Origin of the sequence: Rhizobium sp. YTUHZ044, from assembly GCF_051123975.1 — a bacterium.
GTDB lineage: Bacteria > Pseudomonadota > Alphaproteobacteria > Rhizobiales > Rhizobiaceae > Rhizobium.
Map to the genome: position 1 here is coordinate 19,129 of NZ_CP101431.1, position 18,805 is coordinate 37,933.

Here is an 18,805-nt window from a genome sequence, read left to right on the forward strand (position 1 = left end):
GGGATTGCTCTGCAGTCCCCTCCGATATCCGGTGCCGCCAGCCGGGTGTTCCCGTCACGATTTGAGAAGGAGAGACTTATGAAAACAACTCTTGCGGCGGCGTTTGCCGCGGTATCGTTGACGTTTTTCGGCGCGGGGGCGGCCAATGCCGCCGACCCTGTCACCAGAACCTATGAAGAGCCGGACCTGCGCAATGGCGTGAAGATCGGTTATCTCACTTGCGATATCGGCGGCGGCACGGGATATGTGCTCGGTTCGTCCAAGGAAGCCGATTGCGTCTTTCAGTCAATTGTCGGCAATGAGCTTTTCGATCACTACACCGGCGAAATCCGAAAGCTTGGCATCGACCTCGGCTTCACCACGCGCAGTCGCTTGATCTGGGCGGTGTTTGCGCCGACGGCTGGTTATCATCGTGGGTCGCTCGCCGGACTTTATGTCGGCGCCAGCGCAGAGGCGACGGTCGGTGCCGGCGTCGGCGCCAACCTCCTGGTCGGTGGCACCTCCGGTTCAATCCATCTGCAGACGGTCAGCCTGACGGGCCAGCTCGGCCTGAATGTCGCGGCCGGCAGCGCGTCGATGACACTGACACCGGCGGATTGACGGGTTTTGTCGCCCCCTGCCGCGACGCGGCGGGGGCTCCACGAGATTATTGGGTTGGCTTGCTGGCGACGAAACGATGGATATCCGAATTGCAACGCCGGGCGAGGATGAGATCCTGGTCGGCCACTATCTGAAAATCTGGGACAGCTATGGCACGCCGCCGGAACATTACAGGCCGGACGCGGCGGCGCGGATATTGGCGTTTTTGAGAAGCGGTCGCCAGGAGCGACGCCTCGCCGTTGTGGACGATGGAATCGCCGGTTCCGTATCTTGTCAGCTGCACCAATCGCCGTTTCCGGAAGTCATTCGGCCGGAGCAGCGGTTGCACGGTTATATCTGGTCCGTCTATGTCGCCGAGGCTTTCCGCCGGCGCGGCATTGCTTTGGCGCTGACGAACAGGGCCGTTGATTATCTGAAATCCATCGGCTGCACGACTGCCGTCATTCATGCCTCGGATGTGGGGGAGCCAGTCTATCGCAGCGCCGGCTTCGAGCTGGCGAAGGAAATGCGCCTGAAGTTTCCTGTGGAGTGAGCCGCATAGCCGAAGCGCCTACACACGGCTGAGGCATGTGCGCGGCGGCGCGTTTTCTGTTTACGCTTTCGGCTTGCCGGGCGCGATAAAGGCGTTGATCGCCGTCTCGTCATGGTCGGCTTCGCGTAGGAAGCGGCTGGCGAATTCGATGGCAGGACTTCTCAATGCATCGTCCGGCCGGATCAGGTGAAAAGCGACATGGGAATCGAGGGTGCGCTGTGACACTGCGACGACGCGCCCGGCGGCAAGCGCAGCATCCGACAACGGCGGCCGCGCAAGCGCAATGCCGAGCCCTTGCGCGCAGGCATCGACCACCAGATTGTAATCTTCGAAGCGTCGGTCCTGACCACGCGGCGTATAGTCGACGCCCTCACACGCTAGCCAGCGCCGCCAGCCCTCGATATTGGAGTCGTGAAGAATCGGCAGATCGAGCAGCGAAAGCGCATCCGAGCGTTGCCCGAGTCGTGCTGCCATTGTCGGTGAGGCGATCGGAAAAGATTTCTCCTGCCACAGCGGCAGGGCGCGCACGCCCGCCCATGGTCCCTTGCCGCAGCGGACGGCAAGGTCCGTGCCTTCGCCGAAATCCGCCAGGCGGTGTTCGAGCGTCAATTCGACATGCAGCTCATTTCCTTCGAGCTTTGCCAGGCGCGGAAACAACCATAGAGAGGCGACGGACGGAGTAACGGAAAGGCGCACCACCGCCTTGTTCGGCCGTGGCAGCCAGCGCTCGCCGGTGTTCCCGAGCAGGGAAAGAGCTTCCTCGGCACGTGCGAAGAACCGCATGCCCTCCGGGGTGAGGCGCACACCGCGAGCTTCACGCGCGAAGAGCCGCACGCCCATCCAGCGCTCGAGCCGCGAGACCTGCCGCGATACGGCGCCATGGGTGATCCCGCTTTCCTCGGCCGCGGCCGAAAACGATCCGAGCCGAGCGGCGCGGGCAAAGGTCTCGAGCGTATCGAGCGGTGGGAGCACTGGCGAGCTGTGAACCATGCGCACATTTGATCATCGATTGCGGTGCTTTTCAAGCATGTATCGAAGCCCTAATTCGTTGTCGCACGCACAGATGGAGGCGAACATGAGCATGGCGGCAAGCGCACCGGTTTCGGCAAAACAGCAAGGCGGCTTCGATCTGATCGCCTTTGCGGCGATTGTCGTCACCATTCTCTTCTGGGCCTCTTCCTTCGTGGTGATCCGTATCTGTCTCGGGCCGCTGACGCCGATCGAACTGGCAACGGCGCGTTATGTGGCGGCAGGCGTCCTCGCCCTTGTCTATCTCGCCATCTACCGGCCGATGCCGGAAAAGCGTGAATTCGTCCGCCTCTCGGTCGCTGCCGTCCTCTTCATCGCCGCCTATGCGGTTCTCCTGAACACCGGCGAGCAGACCGTGGCGGCGGGGCCGGCGAGCTTCATCATTAATACCATGCCCGTCTTCACCGCCCTGATTGCCACATTCGCGCTCGGCGAGCGTTTCGGCCGCTGGGGCTGGGTTGGCACCGCGGTTTCCTTCGGCGGCGTGGCGCTGATCGCCGTCGCCTCCGACGGCGGCTTCACGCTCGATCCGAACGCTGTGCTGATCCTCGGTGCGGCGCTCTGCTCGGCGATCGCCAGCGTGTTGCAGAAACCGCTGCTCGCTCGCCTGCCGGCGCTTGCCGTCACCGCCTGGATCCTGTTGATCGGCTCCGTGCCACTCTTTCCGGCCGTCCCGGCGACGATCCGCGCGCTGGCGGCGGCGCCGGCAGAGGTCAATTGGGGCGTTGCCTATCTCGTCATCTTCCCGACTGCGATCGGCTATCTTACCTGGGCCATCGCCTTGAAGCGGCTGACCGCTGCGCGCGCCTCGAATTTTCTCTACGGCGTCCCGCCTGTCGCAACGCTGATCGGGTTCGTCGGGCTGGGTGAGACGCCGACCGCACTGGGTGCTGCCGGCGGCGTCATGGCGATCCTTGGCGTGCTCGTGGTCAACGTGATGCGGAAACGATAACCGTATCGCGCTGCCGCCACGTTCGGAGTGCCGCAGTCGGGCAACTGACAAATAGGCATTGCGCTGCCGTTCGCTTTCTTTAAAAACGAAAGCAGAGCGAAAGGGGCGCGGATGTTCTTGACCGACCGACAAACTGAAATCGTGGCGATTGCGAAATCGAGCGGCAGGGTTCTGGTCGAGGAGCTCGCCTCCCGCTTCTCGGTGACGCCGCAAACAATCCGCAAGGATCTGAACGATCTCTGCGACGCGCAGGTGCTGACGCGCATTCATGGCGGCGCGACATTTCCGAGCGGAACGGAGAACGTCAAATACGAGGCGCGGCGGCAGATCGCCGCTTCGGAGAAGCAGGCGATCGGTATGGCGGCAGTCGAGCTGATCCCGAGCGGAGCCTCGCTTTTCATCAACATCGGCACGACGACCGAAGCGGTGGGCGAGGCGCTCGCCAATCACCACGAGCTGATGGTGATCACCAATAATATCAACGTTGCCAACAGGTTGCGTCTCTTTCCGGCCATCGAGGTGGTGATCGCCGGCGGCGTCGTGCGCGGCTCGGACGGCGGCATCGTCGGCGAAGCGGCGGTCGATTTCATCCGGCAGTTCAAGGTCGATTATGCCGTCATCGGCGCATCGGCAATCGATATTGACGGCGCGCTCCTCGATTATGATTTTCGCGAAGTGAAGGTCGCGCAGGCGATTATCGCCAATGCCCGGCATGTCATCCTCGTTGCCGATTCGACGAAATTCGAACGCACCGCGCCGGTCCGGATCGGCCAGCTTTCCCAGGTCCATACCTTCATCACCGACCACTGTCCGGTGCCGTCCATCCGCAATCTCTGCCTCGAAAACAATGTGAAGCTGATCGAAACGAGCACCAGATCGCGCTAGGTCACGCGAATGGAACAAACATTCGTTTGACATTCGCATTCCTTTCGTTTTAACTGTTATCACTTTCGCAATCGCGCAAGTTTTGTGCGATGCGAAATCAGCAGTGGGCTCGGAGGGGCAATTGGGCCGGGAGATACACGACATATTCGTCATTGGCGGCGGCATTAACGGCTGCGGCATTGCGCGCGATGCCGTCGGGCGCGGTTATTCCGTCGCGCTGGCGGAGATGAACGATTTTGCCTCCGGCACGTCGTCCGGCGCCACCAAGCTGATTCATGGCGGCCTGCGTTATCTCGAGCATTACGAGTTCCGGCTGGTGCGCGAATCGCTGATGGAGCGCGAGATCCTCTGGGCGATGGCGCCGCACATCATCTGGCCGCTGCGCTTCGTATTGCCTTATCACAAGGGCGGCATCCGCCCGGCCTGGCTGATCCGACTCGGCCTCTTCCTTTACGATCATCTCGGCGGCCGCAAGCTGCTGCCGGCGACGTCGGTACTCGACATGCGCAAGGACCCGGCCGGCAAGCCGCTGAAGGCGCTGTTCACGAGGGCGTTTGAATATTCCGACGGCTGGGTCGATGATGCCCGCATGGTCGTGTTGAACGCCCGCGACGCAGCCGACAAAGGGGCGGCCATCCTGCCGCGCACCAAGGTGGTGTCGGCGCGGCGCGAGAATGGTCTCTGGCACATTGAAACGACCGATACGGTGACTGGCCGCAATGACAGCCATCAGGCCCGCATGCTGATCAATGCCGCCGGTCCTTGGGTCGATCATGTCATCCGTTCCGCCTTCGGCCAGAACGAGGCCCACCACGTTCGTCTCGTTCAGGGTAGCCATATCGTCGTCAGGAAGAAGTTCGACGACCCCCGTGCCTATTTCTTCCAGAATCCTGACAACCGCATCATTTTCGCCATTCCCTATGAGGGCGATTTCACCCTGATTGGCACCACCGACCGCGACTACACCGCCGATCCCAAGGACGTCCGGATCTCCGAGGAAGAGACCGTCTACCTCTGCAACGCGGCTTCGGAATATTTCAAGGAACCGGTGCGGCCGGAAGATATCGTCTGGACCTATTCGGCGGTCAGGCCGCTTTATGATGACGGCGCCTCGAAAGCGCAGGAGGCGACACGCGATTATGTGCTGAAGCTGGAAGGCGAAGGCGGGGCTGCGCCGCTGCTCAACGTCTTCGGCGGTAAGCTCACCACCTATCGCCGGCTTTCGGAGAATGCGCTGGAGAAAATCGGTGCCGCGATCGGGGTCAAGGGCAGCCCGTGGACGGCAAAGAGCCATCTGCCGGGCGGCAATTTCGCGGTCCAGGGTTATGAGGGCGAAGTCGCCAAGTTGAAGCGGCGTTACCCCTTCCTTGCCGATCCGCATGCGCGCCGGCTGGTGCGCCGCTACGGCACCAGGGCCGAGACGCTGCTCGGCGATGCCCGCGGCATTGAAGACCTCGGGCAGCTGTTCGGCGCCGATCTTTACGAAGCCGAGGTCAAATACCTCGTCGAACATGAGTGGGCCCGGCACGCCGAAGACGTGCTGTGGAGGAGAACAAAGGATGGTCTGCGCCTTTCGAAGGAACAGGCTCAGTCACTGGAGGAGTACATGGCTGCCATACCGGCGATGGCCGGATAAGGTGGCGTGTGGTCCCCGCTGCGTGGAGGCACGGGAATCGGAATGCTGGAACTGCGAAACGCCGCCAAGATGGTGGGCGCGGACTATCATATCTATCCGACCGATCTGGTCCTCGAGCGCGGCACGCTGAACGTCCTGCTCGGGCCGACGCTGTCGGGCAAGACGTCGCTGATGCGGCTGATGGCCGGGCTCGACCGTCCGACCGCCGGCTCCGTCCGTTTCGACGGCGCTGATGTCACTGGCATGCCGGTGCAGAAGCGCAATGTCGCCATGGTCTACCAGCAGTTCATCAATTATCCGGCGCTGACCGTATACGAGAACATTGCCTCGCCGATGCGCATATCGGGCAAGGATGCCGCCACCATCGACCGCGAAGTGCGCAAGGCGGCCGAGCTTCTGAAGCTCACGCCCTATCTTGATCGCACGCCGCTCAACCTGTCCGGTGGCCAGCAGCAGCGCACTGCGCTGGCGCGCGCGCTCGTCAAGAATGCCAGCCTCGTGCTGATGGACGAGCCGCTTGCCAACCTCGACTACAAGCTGCGTGAGGAATTGCGTGAAGAGCTGCCGAAGATCTTCGCCCAATCCGGCGCGATCTTCGTCTATGCCACGACCGAACCGTCCGAAGCGCTGCTGCTCGGCGGCAACACGGCGACATTGAACGAAGGCCGGGTGACCCAGTTCGGGCAGACGATCGATGTTTACCGCCGGCCTGCCGACCTCGCTACCGCCGGCATCTTCGCCGACCCGCCGCTAAACACGCTCGACGTCACCAAATCCGGCAATGCCTTTACGCGTCCGGGCGGGGCAGCCCTTCCGGTTCCCCCGCATCTGGCCGTCGTGCCGGACGGGCCGGTGACGGTCGCTTTTCACCCGCATCATCTCGGCTTCAAGCCGCAGACGGGTGACGCGGCCTGCCTGCAGGCGCGCACGCTGGTTTCGGAGATCACCGGTTCGGAGAGCTTCGTTCACCTGGAATATGATGGCGTGCGCTGGGTAATGCTGGCGCACGGGATTCACGACATCGATCCCGACATGGAGATCGAGGCCTTCCTCGACATGCGCCACCTCTTGGCCTTCGGCGCCGACGGCCGCGCCATCGCTTCGGCCGGCCGCGATGCCGCAACGACCGGAAAGGCATAGGAGAGCACAATGGCACGCATTACGCTCGACCATATCCGCCACGCCTACGGAGCCAATCCGCAGACGGAGAATGATTATTCGCTGAAGGAAGTCGACCACGAGTGGAACGACGGCGGCGCCTATGCGCTGCTCGGTCCTTCCGGCTGTGGCAAGACCACGCTGCTCAACATCATCTCCGGTCTGTTGCAGCCTTCGCATGGCCGCATCCTCTTCGACGGCAAGGATGTGACGAATCTTTCGACGCAGAGCCGCAACATCGCGCAGGTCTTCCAGTTCCCTGTCATCTACGACACGATGACCGTTTACGACAATCTCGCCTTCCCCCTGCGCAACCGCGGCGTGGCGGAAGCCGATGTCGACCGGCGCGTGCGCGACATTCTCGAAATGATCGACCTTGCCGGCTGGGCCAAGCGCAAGGCGCAGGGGCTGACGGCCGACCAGAAGCAGAAGATCTCTCTCGGCCGCGGCCTGGTGCGCAACGACGTCAACGCCATTCTGTTCGACGAGCCGCTGACCGTTATCGATCCGCATATGAAATGGGTGCTGCGCTCGCAGCTGAAACGGTTGCACAAGCAGTTCGGCTTCACCATGGTCTACGTCACCCATGACCAGACCGAGGCGCTGACTTTCGCCGAGAAGGTCGTCGTCATGTATGACGGCCAGATCGTTCAGATCGGCACGCCCGCCGAACTCTTCGAGCGGCCGAGCCACACCTTCGTCGGCTATTTCATTGGTTCGCCGGGTATGAACGTCATGCCGGCGCAGATCGACGGCAGCGCCGTCAAGGTCGGAGACGAGGTGCTGGCGCTCGATTACGCGCCGAAGACTGCAGGTAGCTCCAAGACCGAGCTCGGCATCCGCCCGGAATTCATCCGCCTCGGGCGGGAAGGCATGCCGATCACCATCACCAAGATCGAGGATATCGGTCGACAGAAGATCGTGCGCGCTCGCTTCGCCGGCCAGCCGATTGCGATCGTCGTGCAGGAGGATACGGACATCCCCACGGATGCTCGCGTCACCTTCGATCCGTCCGCCATCAGCATTTACGCCGACAGCTGGCGTGTCGGCAGGGAGGCCTGAGCCATGCAGAAGACGTGGAACAACAAAGCCTGGTTTCTGGTCCTGCCGGTGCTGTTGCTCGTGGCCTTCTCGGCCGCCATCCCACTGATGACCGTGGTCAACTATTCGGTCCAGGATACGTTCGGCAACAACGAGTTCTTCTGGGCAGGTACCGACTGGTTCGTCCAGACGCTGCATTCCGACCGCTTCTGGGAAGCGCTCGAGCGCAACCTGCTCTTCTCCTTCATCATCCTGGCGCTGGAAATTCCGCTCGGCATCTTCATCGCGCTCAACATGCCGAAGAAGGGTATCGGCGTTCCGGTCTGCCTCGTTCTGATGGCGCTGCCGCTGCTCATCCCGTGGAATGTCGTCGGCACTATCTGGCAGGTCTTCGGACGTGTCGATATCGGCCTCCTCGGCCATACGCTCGAAGGGCTCGGCCTCGATTACAACTATGTCCGCGATCCCGTCGATGCCTGGGTCACCGTCATCGTCATGGATGTCTGGCACTGGACGAGCCTCGTCGTGCTGCTCTGCTATGCCGGCCTCGTCTCGATCCCCGACGCCTATTATCAGGCCGCCAAGATCGACGGCGCCTCGCGCTGGTCCGTATTCCGCTACATCCAGCTTCCGAAGATGAAGCGGGTGCTGCTGATCGCCGTGCTCCTGCGCTTCATGGACAGTTTCATGATTTATACCGAGCCCTTCGTCGTCACCGGCGGCGGCCCCGGCAACTCGACGACCTTCCTGTCCATCGATCTCGTGAAGATGGCCGTCGGCCAGTTCGATCTCGGCCCCGCCGCGGCGATGTCGATCATCTACTTCCTGATCATCCTGCTGCTGTCATGGATCTTCTACACGGTCATGACCAGCAGCGACGCCAACGCCTGAGAAAGGAGAGATCCATGGCTGCGACAATGAAATACAAGCCCGCCGGAAATTTCTCCTGGGTGGTCACGACGCTCTACATCGTCTTTCTGCTCCTGCCGATCTACTGGCTGATCAACATGAGCTTCAAGGAGAATGCCGAGATCACCGGCGCCTTCTCGCTGTGGCCGCAAAACCCGACGCTCCGGAACTACGCCGTCATCTTCACCGATCCGTCCTGGTATAGCGGTTATATCAACTCCATCATCTACGTGGTGATGAACACTGTTATCTCGGTGCTTGCGGCGCTGCCGGCGGCCTATGCCTTCTCGCGCTACCGGTTCCTCGGCGACAAGCACCTGTTCTTCTGGCTGCTGACCAACCGGATGGCGCCGCCCGCCGTCTTCGCACTGCCCTTCTTCCAGCTCTATTCCGCCTTCGGCCTGATCGACACGCACATCGCCGTGGCGCTCGCCCACTGCCTGTTCAATGTGCCACTGGCAGTCTGGATCCTCGAAGGCTTCATGTCTGGCGTGCCGAAGGAGATCGATGAAACCGCCTATATCGACGGCTACTCCTTCCCGCGCTTCTTCGTGAAGATCTTCATGCCGCTGATTGCGAGCGGGATCGGTGTCGCCGCCTTCTTCTGCTTCATGTTCTCCTGGGTCGAACTGCTGCTGGCCCGCACGCTGACGACGACCGCGGCAAAGCCGATCTCGGCGATCATGACACGCACGGTTTCGGCGGCCGGCATGGACTGGGGCGTACTGGCGGCAGCCGGCGTGCTGACCATCATTCCAGGCGCGCTCGTCATCTATTTCGTTCGCAATTACATCGCCAAGGGCTTTGCCCTGGGCCGCGTCTGAGGAGGAGACGGCCATGAATTTTTCCTGGATGGCTTGGACACTGCCGACGGCGCTGTTCTTCCTGACGATCCTGGCGCTGCTGATAGCCATGAGCGTCTGGGAATATTTTTCGCCGGGCGGCACGCCGCGCACAGGCGTGCTGCGGTTCGAGACGACGCGCGGCGACCGGCTTTTCATTTCGCTGCTTGGGGCAGCATTCATTCATCTTGCATGGCTTGGGCTCGCTGGGCCCAACCTGTGGTGGGCTCTTGCTATTTCCGTAGTCTACGCCATTGGCGTGTTCCGCTACGTGTAACGGCAGGGAGAAGACAGATGGCCGGGGGTACTGGCCGCCTGAGACGTGACTGCAATCGCAAACCCTGGGAGGATATTATGCGACGGCACTTATTGACGACGACAGCAGGCTTGCTGCTGGCGATGACAGCATCGGCCTATGCCGGCATGGACGAGGCCAAGACGTTCCTCGACAAGGAAGTCGGTGATCTCTCGACGCTTACCCGCGCCGACCAGGAAAAGGAAATGCAGTGGTTCGTCGATGCCGCGAAGCCCTTCGCCGGCATGGACATTAAGGTCGTTTCCGAAACGATCACCACGCATGAATATGAATCGAAGGTGCTGGCTCCGGCCTTCACCGCGATCACAGGCATCAAGATCACCCATGACCTGATCGGCGAAGGCGATGTGGTGGAAAAGCTGCAGACGCAGATGCAGTCGGGCGAAAACATCTACGACGCCTACATCAACGACTCGGACCTGATCGGCACCCATTGGCGCTACCAGCAGGCCCGCTCGCTGACCGACTGGATGGCCAATGAAGGCAAGGATGTCACCAATCCTGGTCTCGACGTCGACGACTTCATCGGCAAATCGTTCACGACGGCGCCTGATGGCAAGCTTTACCAGCTGCCGGACCAGCAGTTCGCTAACCTTTACTGGTTCCGCTACGACTGGTTCAACGACGAGAAGAACAAGGCGGACTTCAAGGCGAAGTACGGCTACGATCTCGGCGTGCCGGTCAACTGGTCGGCTTATGAGGATATTGCCGAGTTCTTCACCGGCCGCGAGATCGACGGCAAGAAGGTCTATGGCCACATGGACTACGGCAAGAAGGACCCGTCGCTCGGCTGGCGCTTCACCGACGCTTGGCTTTCGATGGCCGGCAACGGTGACAAGGGCATTCCGAACGGCAAGCCGGTCGACGAATGGGGCATCAAGGTCGACGAGAACTCCCGTCCTGTCGGTTCGTGCGTCGCACGCGGCGGCGACACCAACGGCCCGGCAGCGGTCTATTCCATCCAGAAGTATCTGGACTGGATGAAGGCCTATGCACCGGCCGCCGCTCAGGGCATGACCTTCTCCGAATCCGGACCGGTCCCCTCGCAAGGTGAAGTCGCCCAGCAGATGTTCACCTACACGGCCTTCACGGCCGACTTTGTCAAGGAAGGCCTGCCGGTCGTCAATGCGGACGGCACACCGAAATGGCGCTTCGCACCAAGCCCGCACGGCGTCTACTGGAAGGACGGCATGAAGCTCGGCTATCAGGATGCCGGCTCCTGGACGCTGATGAAGTCCACGCCCGTCGATCGCGCCAAGGCGGCCTGGCTCTATGCCCAGTTCGTCACTTCCAAGACTGTCGACGTGAAGAAGAGCCACATGGGCCTCACCTTCATCCGCCAGTCGACGCTCGATCATAAGTCCTTCACCGATCGCGCGCCGAAGCTCGGCGGCCTGATCGAATTCTACCGTTCGCCGGCCCGCCTGCAGTGGTCGCCGACCGGTACGAACGTTCCTGACTATCCGAAGCTCGCGCAGCTGTGGTGGCAGGCGATCGGTGACGCCTCTTCCGGCGCCAAGACGGCGCAGGAAGCGATGGACTCGCTTTGCTCCGAGCAGGAAAAGGTGCTGCAGCGCCTGGAACGCGCCAAGGTCCAGGGCGATATCGGTCCGAAACTCGCCGAAGAGCATGATCTCGCTTATTGGAATGCGGATGCGGTTAAGAAGGGCAACCTGGCACCGCAGCTGAAGATCGAGAACGAGAAGGAAAAGCCGCTGACCGTCAACTACGACGAGCTCGTCAAGAGCTGGCAGAAGAAGTAAGGCGGACCCGGCCGGAGGCGACGAGGCCTCCGGCCATCACTTCCTGCCACCGGCAGCAAGCCGGTGGCACCCCACAATCTTTCTCTCATCAAACCCGGCGTCCTGCCGCTGAGCGGCAGGCTGAGCGGTTTCGTGCGAGCCGGAGATGGATGTATGAGCGGCTATATTCTTTCGATCGACCAGGGCACGACGTCTTCACGCGCCATCATCTTCGATGGCGGCATGAAAATGGCCGGCTCGGCGCAGGCGGAGATCACCCAATATTATCCGCAGCCCGGATGGGTGGAGCATGACGCCGCCGAAATCTGGCAGTCCGTCGTCGACACGGTGCGCAGCGCGATCGCCGATGCCGGCATGAACGCCGCCGCGATCGCGGCGATCGGCATTACCAATCAGCGTGAGACGGCAGTCGTCTGGGATCGCAAGTCCGGCGCGCCGCTTCACCGCGCTATTGTCTGGCAGGACAGGCGCACGGCCGAAATGTGCGAGAGCCTGAAGGCCGACGGATATGAGAAGCTGTTCAGTGCCAAGACAGGCCTGCTGCTCGATCCCTATTTCTCCGGCACGAAGCTGCGCTGGCTGCTCGACAATGTCGATGGCCTGCGGGAAAAGGCGGAGGCGGGCGAGGTCTGCTTCGGCACGATCGACAGCTGGCTGATCTACAAGCTGACTGATGGTCGCGTGCACGCTACCGATGCGACCAATGCGTCGCGAACGCTGCTCTATAATATCGATGACGGGGCATGGGACGAGGAGCTTCTCGGCATTCTCGGCATTCCCTCCGCCATGCTGCCCGAGGTCAGGGAATGCGCCGATGATTTCGGCCGGGTCGACGAGGCGCTGTTCGGCGCCGCGCTTCCGATCCTCGGTGTCGCCGGCGATCAGCAGGCTGCGGCCGTCGGCAATGCCTGTTTTGATCCTGGCATGATGAAATCCACCTATGGCACCGGCTGCTTCGCTCTGCTGAACACCGGCCGGGATCGCGTTTCCTCCTCCAACCGGATGCTGACGACCATTGCCTGCCGGCTCGACGGCGAAACGACTTATGCGCTCGAAGGCTCGATTTTCATTGCGGGTGCGGCCGTGCAATGGCTGCGCGACGGCCTCGGCATCATCAGCCAGGCTTCCGAGGCAGGGGTTCTTGCGACCAAGGCGGACCCCGGCCAGCAGGTCTATATCGTTCCGGCCTTCACCGGCCTCGGCGCGCCCTATTGGGATCCAGCCGCGCGCGGCGCGATCTTCGGCCTGACGCGCAACAGCGGGCCGGCGGAATTCGCCCGCGCCGTGCTTGAATCCGTCGCCTACCAGACGCTCGACCTGCTCGTTGCGATGAAGAAGGACTGGGGCGCCAACCAGTTGGAAACCGTCCTGCGTGTCGATGGCGGCATGGCCGCGTCCGACTGGACGATGCAGTGCCTGGCGGACATCACGGGAAATCCCGTCGACCGCTCGGCGATCCGCGAGACGACGGCGCTGGGAGCCGCCTGGCTCGCCGGCTCGAAGGCCGGCATCTGGCCCGGCAGGCGAGAGTTTGCACAGGCCTGGGCCTGCGACCGCCGCTTCAATCCCTCGATGGAGGAAGGCGAGCGGCAGACCAAGATCATCGGTTGGAAGAATGCCGTGTCGCGCATGATTTCGGACACGGCGGCGGGATAGCGGCGAGATCGATGCCGTGGGTGTCAAACCACCAATCCGCACTCATGGCGGAATAGCGGTCGCGAAGGCGCAGATATTTAACGCGGAGCCGCTTCTGGCGTTCGACTTCGTCCTTAAAGAAGGGATGGTCGAGCGTGCCGCCCATCTTATGGATGCGGCGGAGCAATTTCCGCAGAACATATCCCTGTTCCTTGTTGCCTGGCCGATAGCCGCTTTCCACGATTGTCGTGACGGTCTCGCACAATGTCTCCAGCGCATCGCTTTGCGGCGTGCCGTTGACGATCATATCGAGACGTTCCCCGCCGAAGCCGACGTCTATGCAGCTTCTGAGCGGATTGACGATGTTTCCGATCTCGACCCATCTTTGTAGAACTCGGTGCAGTATCCCGTGATGCTGCCATCGCTCCAGATGCATTGCGAATCTGGAACGACGGGCACGCGCCACTATAGAACGGCGTCCATTCAAGCAGGTGGTCCGGATGGATCGTTACGTGATCCGGCGTGATGCCCAGTGTTCCCAGAAACGCAAGCCAGAAGTCGATGGCATCGCCGACTGTCATTTCTCTAAGCGAAAAAAGGCCAAGCATGGTGAAGTGGAGAAGATGAGTCCCGTCTGGATCAGGCGTCCCGCGGTGACATAGGCAACCTCCTTCGCTGTTCGTGTCTTTCTGCAACATAGCGGTATGACGCGCATGCAGACAGGCTATTGAACATTGGCTCATTTGAGACTAAATATAACCTCAAGTGAATTGGAGCCAATTGCATGACCGGATTTGCAGTCGTTGCCGATGTTCTCGGCTTGCCAGCCAGGGAGCCGGCCTCGCGTTCGGCCTTCGGGCTGCTTTCCAGCATCGAGGAGGGATTGCCGGTCAAGGCGCTTGACCGGATGGCGCTGCTTCTCGCACCGAGCGATGCGCAGTTCAAGTACCGACTGGTGCCGAAGGCCACCTATGAGCGGCGCAAGTCCAAGCATCGGCTTTCCTCCGACGAGGGCATAAAGCTCGCTCGCCTCGCGCGCGTCTGGGGGCTGGCGCTCGATGTCTGGCAAAGCGACATCGAGGCGCGAGATTTCCTGTTCCGCCCCCATGCGATGCTGGAGGACAGGCGGCCGATCGACGTCGTTATCCAGAGCGAAATCGGCGGCGAACTCGTTCTCGATATCCTCGGAAGCCTGAAATACGGCAGTGCTGCGTGAGCGCGCAACGCCTGGATCGCACGCTGACATCTGTCCGCATCGGAGATCCTGACGGAACCTATCCGATCTTCGACGCCACCGGCTCGACCATCGCGCCGGGGCGGTGGAATACGGCAGGCAGCCCGATCATTTACACGAGCGAACACTATTCGACGGCGCTTCTCGAAAAGCTCGTGCATGGCAGCGGGCGGCTGCCGCCCAACCAGCATTATGTCACCATCACCATACCGCGCGGGGTTAGCTACGAGGTTTTCTCCGAGCCCGCGCTCTCGGGCTGGGACAGCATGCCGGCCAGCGTTAGCAAGGACTTCGGCGAAGGCTGGTGCCAGGAGAAGCGCAGCGCTATCCTGCTGGTGCCGAGCGTCGTCGCCCGCGTCGACCGCAACGTGCTGATCAATCCGGCGCATCCGGAATTCTCCTCGATCACGGCGAGTCTCCACGAGCCAGTGTTCTGGGATCGCCGTCTGTTCGGCATGTGACGCGGCAGCAGGAAAACGTTTCCCCCGAGCAATGGCGCTGTCGCTCCTCTCTAATGTTGCGATCAGGTCTTCTGGCGCGGCGAGCGGGCCATCAGCCTGGCATAGGCAATAGCCGACAGCATGTTGACGTGATTGGCTTTGCCGGTACCGGCGATGTCGAAGGCGGTGCCGTGATCGACCGAGACGCGGTCGATCGGCAGACCGAGCGAGACGTTGACGGCCGTATCGAAGGCAACGAGCTTGATCGGTATATGGCCCTGATCGTGATACTGGGCAATGACCAGATCAAAGGCGCCGTTATAGGCCCGGGCGAAGACCGTGTCGGCGGAGATCGGACCGACAACGTCGATGCCCTTTGCTTGCGCCTGCTCGACGGCCGGCGCCAGGAATTCCATGTCCTCGGTGCCGAACAGGCCATTTTCGCCGCAATGCGGATTGAGGCCGGCGACCGCAATGCGGGCCTTTTTGCCCAGGCGCAGGAAATGCCTGTGGCCGGCTTCGATGGTGGCGAGCACCCGCTCGGTCTTGGCGCGTTCGATTGCGCCTTTCAGGGAGATATGGGTCGAGACGTGGATGGTATTCAGCCGCTCGGAAGCGAGCAGCATGAAGGAGCTCTTCGAGCCTGTGAGGTGCGCGAGAAGCCCGGTATGGCCGTCATGGTGATGGCCGGCAAGGTTCATCGCTTCCTTGTTGATCGGCGCGGTGACGATGACATCGGCTTGTCCCGACATGGCGAGATCGACGGCGCGGGTGATGTAGCGCACCGAGGCATCGCCGGCGACCGGGCTGACCTTGCCGATCTCGGGCAGGGCGGCGCCGAGCGAGACCTCGTCGACCGCGATCCTGTCGCCGGCGGCCTCGGCGGGTCCGAATTTCAGGCCCGAGCCGGTAACACGATCGGCCCGCTCCAGCGCTTCCACATTGCCGACGATAACGAAATCGCGACGCTCTTCGCTTGGAAGCGCCGCCAAGGCCTTGACGATCACTTCGGGGCCGACGCCGGCGGGATCACCGAGTGTCACGGCGACTTTCGCATTCCTGTCCATCAATCGAGTTCCTTCTGAAACCGTTGCTTAGGTCCGAAGCATGATGTCGAAAACCGCCCACACTTTTCGGCATCATGCTTTAAAAGGCGGCCGCGTAAATCGAGCGAATGTCGGCGCGGGTTAGATCGCGCGGATTGTTGTCGAGCAGCCGGCGAATGGCAAAGGCGTCATCGGCCATCGCATCGAGATCGCTTTCCGGCACGCCTAGGCCGGAGAGCTTCATTTCGATGCCGAGTTCGGCGCAGAAAGCGTAAGCCGCATCGAAGACGGAGGCGATGTTTTCCGCGGTTTCGTAGCCGAGCGCCGCCATCACCGCTTTCGTCTTCTCCGCGGCTGCCGGCGTGTTGAAGGCGAGAACATGCGGGAAGATCAGAGCATTCGCGGCACCATGAGCCACGTGCCAGCGCGTGCCGAGAGGGTAGGCGAGAGCATGGCCGCCGGCAGTATTGACCGGGCCGAGACAGAAGCCGCCGTAAAGGGAGGCGAGCGCGAGACCGGCGCGCGCCTCCGCGTCGCCGCCGTCCTTGACGGCACGGGCAAGATATCTGCCGACGAGCCGCGTTCCCTCGATCGCATAGATGTCGACCATCGGATGGGCTTTGCGGTTGGTGAAGGCTTCGACACAATGGGCCATGGCGTCGACGCCGGTTGCGGCGGTGGTGCGCGCCGGCACGCTGAAGGTCAGCGCCGGATCGACGATGGCGATGTCGGCCAGCATATGAAAGCTTTCAACGGCGAGCTTCGCCATCGTCTTGGGATCGGTGACGAGCGCGCGGATGCCGGCCTCGCTGCCGGTGCCGGACGTCGTCGGCACCTGGGCGAGCCCGACTTTGCGCGGGCCGTTGACCTTGTTCGGACCGACAACCTCGTGCAGCGTCTGCGTCGAGCCGGCAAGAACGGCGGCGAGCTTTGCCAGATCCATGGCGCTGCCGCCGCCGAAGCCGACGATCAACTCGGCATCGGCGGCGTTAGCCACTCCCAATACTTTGTCGAGGTTGGCCGTATCCGGCTCGGGCGTCACCTCGGAAAACACCGTGACCTCGCCCTTCAGTTCCAGCACATCGATGCGCGAAGCGTTGAACGCATCCGAGATCACAAGCGTGCGCCTGTAGCCCTTTTCGGCAGCCCATCTGCCGAGCTTTCCCGCCGTGCCGATGCCGAACTCGATCAAATGCGGCCGAACTATCGTGATTGGCGAACCCAAGCTGGCCATGAATCAGTCCTCCCTGCGGATCTTGCGGCAACAATGTCGCCCTCTTTAATGTAAAGTTGTAATGTCAATGTCAAGTCGGCATTCCAGAGGGCTGAAAATTTTGTCGCCTGATATCGGAACGTTGAAGCTCTCATGCGGAGAGAATATACATAAACATCAGGTAAATCTGCACGTTATCGGATCTCTGTCTTTGAATTCCAATAATCCGCTCAGGCCGAACCTGCCTATCGTATGTTCGAGGAGCCAGTCGAACTTGTTATCAAGCTCAAGCCGTTCGACCGGTCGAAGCCGTTGAATCCCGCGTTCTTCTCCCTCTCCGGACGCAGATTTACAATTGCTCAGCCGCCGCCTCGCTTACGGCAAGGATTGTGGGGCGAGGCGCACATATTTGATGGCGCGCCGATAGTATGTGTAGGCGATATGGAGTGTGCCGTCGCCGCCTTGGACGACTGAGGGATAGGAGAATTCGCGGTTCAGCGAATCCTTGGAATTGTTGCTGAGGCAGAAGCCATCGCCGGTATCGAGATCCATGCGATGCGGAAAGCTCTTGCCGCCATTCCTCGATATCGCGAGGCTCAGCGGCGCACGCGGGACACCCCAGACCGCCTTGCGGCCGACATCGGAAGCAGGAACGGTAGCTGTCGCTCCGGCCTCGTCGCCCTCGATTTCATCGTAGAGAGACTGGCGCCGTGCATCCGACATGGCTGCATTCGAATGGTTATAAACCATTGCAATCGCTCCATCATCCAGGACTGTGGCCTGGATCGAGGAATTGTTGTTCGGCAGGTCCGTGGGCTCCGGAGCGCTCCACGTCCTGCCGCCGTCGTTCGATCGGCTGGAAAGAACGGTCTCGGCGAAACGGTTGCGGTAGAAGGCGATCATCTCGCCGCCGCCGAGTGGAAGGATGTTCATGTGCACGGCGCCGATGCTGTCGGGAACGTCGTTCATCTGCCAGCTCGCGCCGCCGTCGCGCGAGATCAACACCGCTGCCGTATCGGCGTCGCCGCTCCAGCGCCGGCCGTCGAGGCCGACGCAGCGGAAGATTGGGAGCAGCCATTCGCCTCTGTCGTTCACGACGATCTGCTGGCGAACGAAGGTACCGGGGCTGTCGCAGAGGATACGGACCGGGCCGAACGTCCGGCCGCCGTCATCGGAGATCCGGCATTTGACAACGGAGCCGTCCTGATTGCCCGAGGTCTGCGAGGTAAAAAGCAGCCATGTCTTTCCGTCAGGAGCATTGAAAATCAACGGGTTCTGCTCGGATTTCTCCGGATCGTCGCTCATCTTCTCCGGTTCGGACCAGCGCTCGGAGCCCGGCGCCAGCCGCGACATGTAAATGGAGATATCGCCCATGCCCTCCATAGTTCCGCCGAACCAGACGCAGGTCAGCGCGCCATCGGGCAGAAAGGCGAGATTTGCCGCGTGGTTCTGGATGCAGGGCGAGGGCAGATAGGTGTCTGCGCGGCCCTCGACAGCGGGGTGGGCTGTGATGGCCCCGGTCATCAGGGCGGGAACGGCTTCGGGGGGCAGTCCGGTAAAGCGCATGGCGGGTC

At 61.7% G+C, this 18,805-nt stretch carries 18 protein-coding genes and 1 pseudogene; 14 read left to right on the top strand and 5 right to left on the bottom strand.

Annotated elements, in window-relative coordinates; genetic code table 11:
* Window positions 1–78: 78 nt before the first annotated feature.
* Both NL154_RS30785 and NL154_RS30790 read left to right on the top strand, forming a co-directional pair.
* Window positions 79–600 (top strand): DUF992 domain-containing protein, encoded by a 522-nt coding sequence (locus tag NL154_RS30785; protein ID WP_210633686.1) that lies wholly within the window; start codon window positions 79–81, stop codon window positions 598–600.
* A gap of 76 nt (window positions 601–676) precedes the next feature.
* On the top strand, window positions 677–1,132 hold the full coding sequence (locus NL154_RS30790; protein ID WP_210633688.1) for a GNAT family N-acetyltransferase: 456 nt from the start codon (window positions 677–679) through the stop codon (window positions 1,130–1,132).
* 60 nt (window positions 1,133–1,192) lie between these two features.
* On the opposite strand, the gene NL154_RS30795 is transcribed toward NL154_RS30790, so the two are convergent.
* Entirely contained in the window at window positions 1,193–2,122 is a 930-nt protein-coding gene (locus NL154_RS30795) for a LysR substrate-binding domain-containing protein (RefSeq protein ID WP_434734677.1), read from the bottom strand.
* A 73-nt stretch (window positions 2,123–2,195) separates the two neighbouring features.
* Between NL154_RS30795 and NL154_RS30800 the strand changes: the two genes are divergently transcribed.
* The 10 genes from NL154_RS30800 to glpK all read left to right on the top strand — a co-directional run bounded on the left by NL154_RS30800 (window position 2,196) and on the right by glpK (window position 13,319).
* A complete protein-coding gene (locus tag NL154_RS30800) occupies window positions 2,196–3,113 on the top strand; it encodes a DMT family transporter (protein WP_210633797.1) in 918 nt (305 codons plus the stop codon).
* Window positions 3,114–3,224: 111 nt separating this feature from the next.
* Entirely contained in the window at window positions 3,225–3,998 is a 774-nt protein-coding gene (locus tag NL154_RS30805; RefSeq protein WP_085781425.1) for a DeoR/GlpR family DNA-binding transcription regulator, read from the top strand.
* 121 nt (window positions 3,999–4,119) lie between these two features.
* Window positions 4,120–5,634: a glycerol-3-phosphate dehydrogenase gene (gene glpD, locus NL154_RS30810; RefSeq protein ID WP_434734678.1), complete on the top strand. Its 1,515-nt coding sequence runs from the start codon at window positions 4,120–4,122 to the stop codon at window positions 5,632–5,634.
* A gap of 42 nt (window positions 5,635–5,676) precedes the next feature.
* Window positions 5,677–6,774: an ABC transporter ATP-binding protein gene (locus tag NL154_RS30815; protein WP_210633692.1), complete on the top strand. Its 1,098-nt coding sequence runs from the start codon at window positions 5,677–5,679 to the stop codon at window positions 6,772–6,774.
* A 9-nt stretch (window positions 6,775–6,783) separates the two neighbouring features.
* Window positions 6,784–7,854 (top strand): ABC transporter ATP-binding protein, encoded by a 1,071-nt coding sequence (locus NL154_RS30820; RefSeq protein WP_210633694.1) that lies wholly within the window; start codon window positions 6,784–6,786, stop codon window positions 7,852–7,854.
* Between the two features lie 3 nt (window positions 7,855–7,857).
* The gene (locus NL154_RS30825) at window positions 7,858–8,724 is read left to right on the top strand and encodes a carbohydrate ABC transporter permease (protein WP_210633696.1); all 867 of its coding nucleotides are present in this window, start codon (window positions 7,858–7,860) and stop codon (window positions 8,722–8,724) included.
* Between the two features lie 14 nt (window positions 8,725–8,738).
* Window positions 8,739–9,566: a carbohydrate ABC transporter permease gene (locus NL154_RS30830; RefSeq protein ID WP_210633698.1), complete on the top strand. Its 828-nt coding sequence runs from the start codon at window positions 8,739–8,741 to the stop codon at window positions 9,564–9,566.
* Window positions 9,567–9,579: 13 nt separating this feature from the next.
* Window positions 9,580–9,861, top strand: coding sequence for a DUF2160 domain-containing protein (locus NL154_RS30835; RefSeq protein ID WP_064806467.1), 282 nt, complete (start codon window positions 9,580–9,582; stop codon window positions 9,859–9,861).
* Between the two features lie 77 nt (window positions 9,862–9,938).
* A complete protein-coding gene (locus NL154_RS30840; RefSeq protein WP_210633699.1) occupies window positions 9,939–11,663 on the top strand; it encodes an ABC transporter substrate-binding protein in 1,725 nt (574 codons plus the stop codon).
* A gap of 153 nt (window positions 11,664–11,816) precedes the next feature.
* A complete protein-coding gene (gene glpK, locus NL154_RS30845) occupies window positions 11,817–13,319 on the top strand; it encodes a glycerol kinase GlpK (RefSeq protein ID WP_434734679.1) in 1,503 nt (500 codons plus the stop codon).
* Here the strand turns inward: glpK and NL154_RS30850 are convergent.
* Window positions 13,264–13,933, bottom strand: a pseudogene (locus tag NL154_RS30850) (hypothetical protein); the annotation flags it as partial. The gene glpK and the pseudogene NL154_RS30850 overlap by 56 nt on opposite strands.
* 149 nt (window positions 13,934–14,082) lie before the next feature.
* Between NL154_RS30850 and NL154_RS30855 the strand changes: the two are divergent.
* Entirely contained in the window at window positions 14,083–14,514 is a 432-nt protein-coding gene (locus NL154_RS30855) for an antitoxin Xre-like helix-turn-helix domain-containing protein (RefSeq protein WP_221156024.1), read from the top strand.
* Window positions 14,511–14,993: an RES family NAD+ phosphorylase gene (locus NL154_RS30860; protein WP_210633704.1), complete on the top strand. Its 483-nt coding sequence runs from the start codon at window positions 14,511–14,513 to the stop codon at window positions 14,991–14,993. The genes NL154_RS30855 and NL154_RS30860 overlap by 4 nt, the downstream gene beginning before the upstream one ends.
* Before the next feature lie 62 nt (window positions 14,994–15,055).
* On the opposite strand, the gene pdxA is transcribed toward NL154_RS30860, so the two are convergent.
* The 3 genes from pdxA to NL154_RS30875 all read right to left on the bottom strand — a co-directional run bounded on the left by pdxA (window position 15,056) and on the right by NL154_RS30875 (window position 18,797).
* Complete coding sequence (gene pdxA / locus NL154_RS30865) at window positions 15,056–16,039, bottom strand: 4-hydroxythreonine-4-phosphate dehydrogenase PdxA (protein WP_210633706.1); 984 nt, start codon at window positions 16,037–16,039, stop codon at window positions 15,056–15,058.
* 79 nt (window positions 16,040–16,118) lie between these two features.
* Entirely contained in the window at window positions 16,119–17,252 is a 1,134-nt protein-coding gene (locus NL154_RS30870) for an iron-containing alcohol dehydrogenase (RefSeq protein ID WP_210633707.1), read from the bottom strand.
* A gap of 354 nt (window positions 17,253–17,606) precedes the next feature.
* Window positions 17,607–18,797, bottom strand: a complete 1,191-nt coding sequence (locus tag NL154_RS30875; RefSeq protein ID WP_210633709.1) for a sialidase family protein — start codon at window positions 18,795–18,797, stop codon at window positions 17,607–17,609.
* Between the last annotated feature and the right edge of the window lie 8 nt (window positions 18,798–18,805).

What these genes read in the sequence shown, in the direction of transcription:
- NL154_RS30855 (WP_221156024.1), top strand. Translation starts at nt 14,083, where the DNA reads ATGACCGGATTTGCAGTCGTTGCCGATGTTCTCGGCTTGCCAGCCAGG.
- NL154_RS30800 (WP_210633797.1), top strand. Translation starts at nt 2,196, where the DNA reads ATGGAGGCGAACATGAGCATGGCGGCAAGCGCACCGGTTTCGGCAAAA.
- NL154_RS30840 (WP_210633699.1), top strand. Translation starts at nt 9,939, where the DNA reads ATGCGACGGCACTTATTGACGACGACAGCAGGCTTGCTGCTGGCGATG.
- NL154_RS30805 (WP_085781425.1), top strand. Translation starts at nt 3,225, where the DNA reads ATGTTCTTGACCGACCGACAAACTGAAATCGTGGCGATTGCGAAATCG.
- NL154_RS30835 (WP_064806467.1), top strand. Translation starts at nt 9,580, where the DNA reads ATGAATTTTTCCTGGATGGCTTGGACACTGCCGACGGCGCTGTTCTTC.
- NL154_RS30870 (WP_210633707.1), bottom strand. Translation starts at nt 17,252, where the DNA reads ATGGCCAGCTTGGGTTCGCCAATCACGATAGTTCGGCCGCATTTGATC.
- NL154_RS30785 (WP_210633686.1), top strand. Translation starts at nt 79, where the DNA reads ATGAAAACAACTCTTGCGGCGGCGTTTGCCGCGGTATCGTTGACGTTT.
- NL154_RS30820 (WP_210633694.1), top strand. Translation starts at nt 6,784, where the DNA reads ATGGCACGCATTACGCTCGACCATATCCGCCACGCCTACGGAGCCAAT.
- NL154_RS30830 (WP_210633698.1), top strand. Translation starts at nt 8,739, where the DNA reads ATGGCTGCGACAATGAAATACAAGCCCGCCGGAAATTTCTCCTGGGTG.
- NL154_RS30825 (WP_210633696.1), top strand. Translation starts at nt 7,858, where the DNA reads ATGCAGAAGACGTGGAACAACAAAGCCTGGTTTCTGGTCCTGCCGGTG.
- NL154_RS30790 (WP_210633688.1), top strand. Translation starts at nt 677, where the DNA reads ATGGATATCCGAATTGCAACGCCGGGCGAGGATGAGATCCTGGTCGGC.
- NL154_RS30815 (WP_210633692.1), top strand. Translation starts at nt 5,677, where the DNA reads ATGCTGGAACTGCGAAACGCCGCCAAGATGGTGGGCGCGGACTATCAT.
- pdxA (WP_210633706.1), bottom strand. Translation starts at nt 16,039, where the DNA reads ATGGACAGGAATGCGAAAGTCGCCGTGACACTCGGTGATCCCGCCGGC.
- glpK (WP_434734679.1), top strand. Translation starts at nt 11,817, where the DNA reads ATGAGCGGCTATATTCTTTCGATCGACCAGGGCACGACGTCTTCACGC.
- NL154_RS30795 (WP_434734677.1), bottom strand. Translation starts at nt 2,122, where the DNA reads ATGGTTCACAGCTCGCCAGTGCTCCCACCGCTCGATACGCTCGAGACC.
- NL154_RS30875 (WP_210633709.1), bottom strand. Translation starts at nt 18,797, where the DNA reads ATGCGCTTTACCGGACTGCCCCCCGAAGCCGTTCCCGCCCTGATGACC.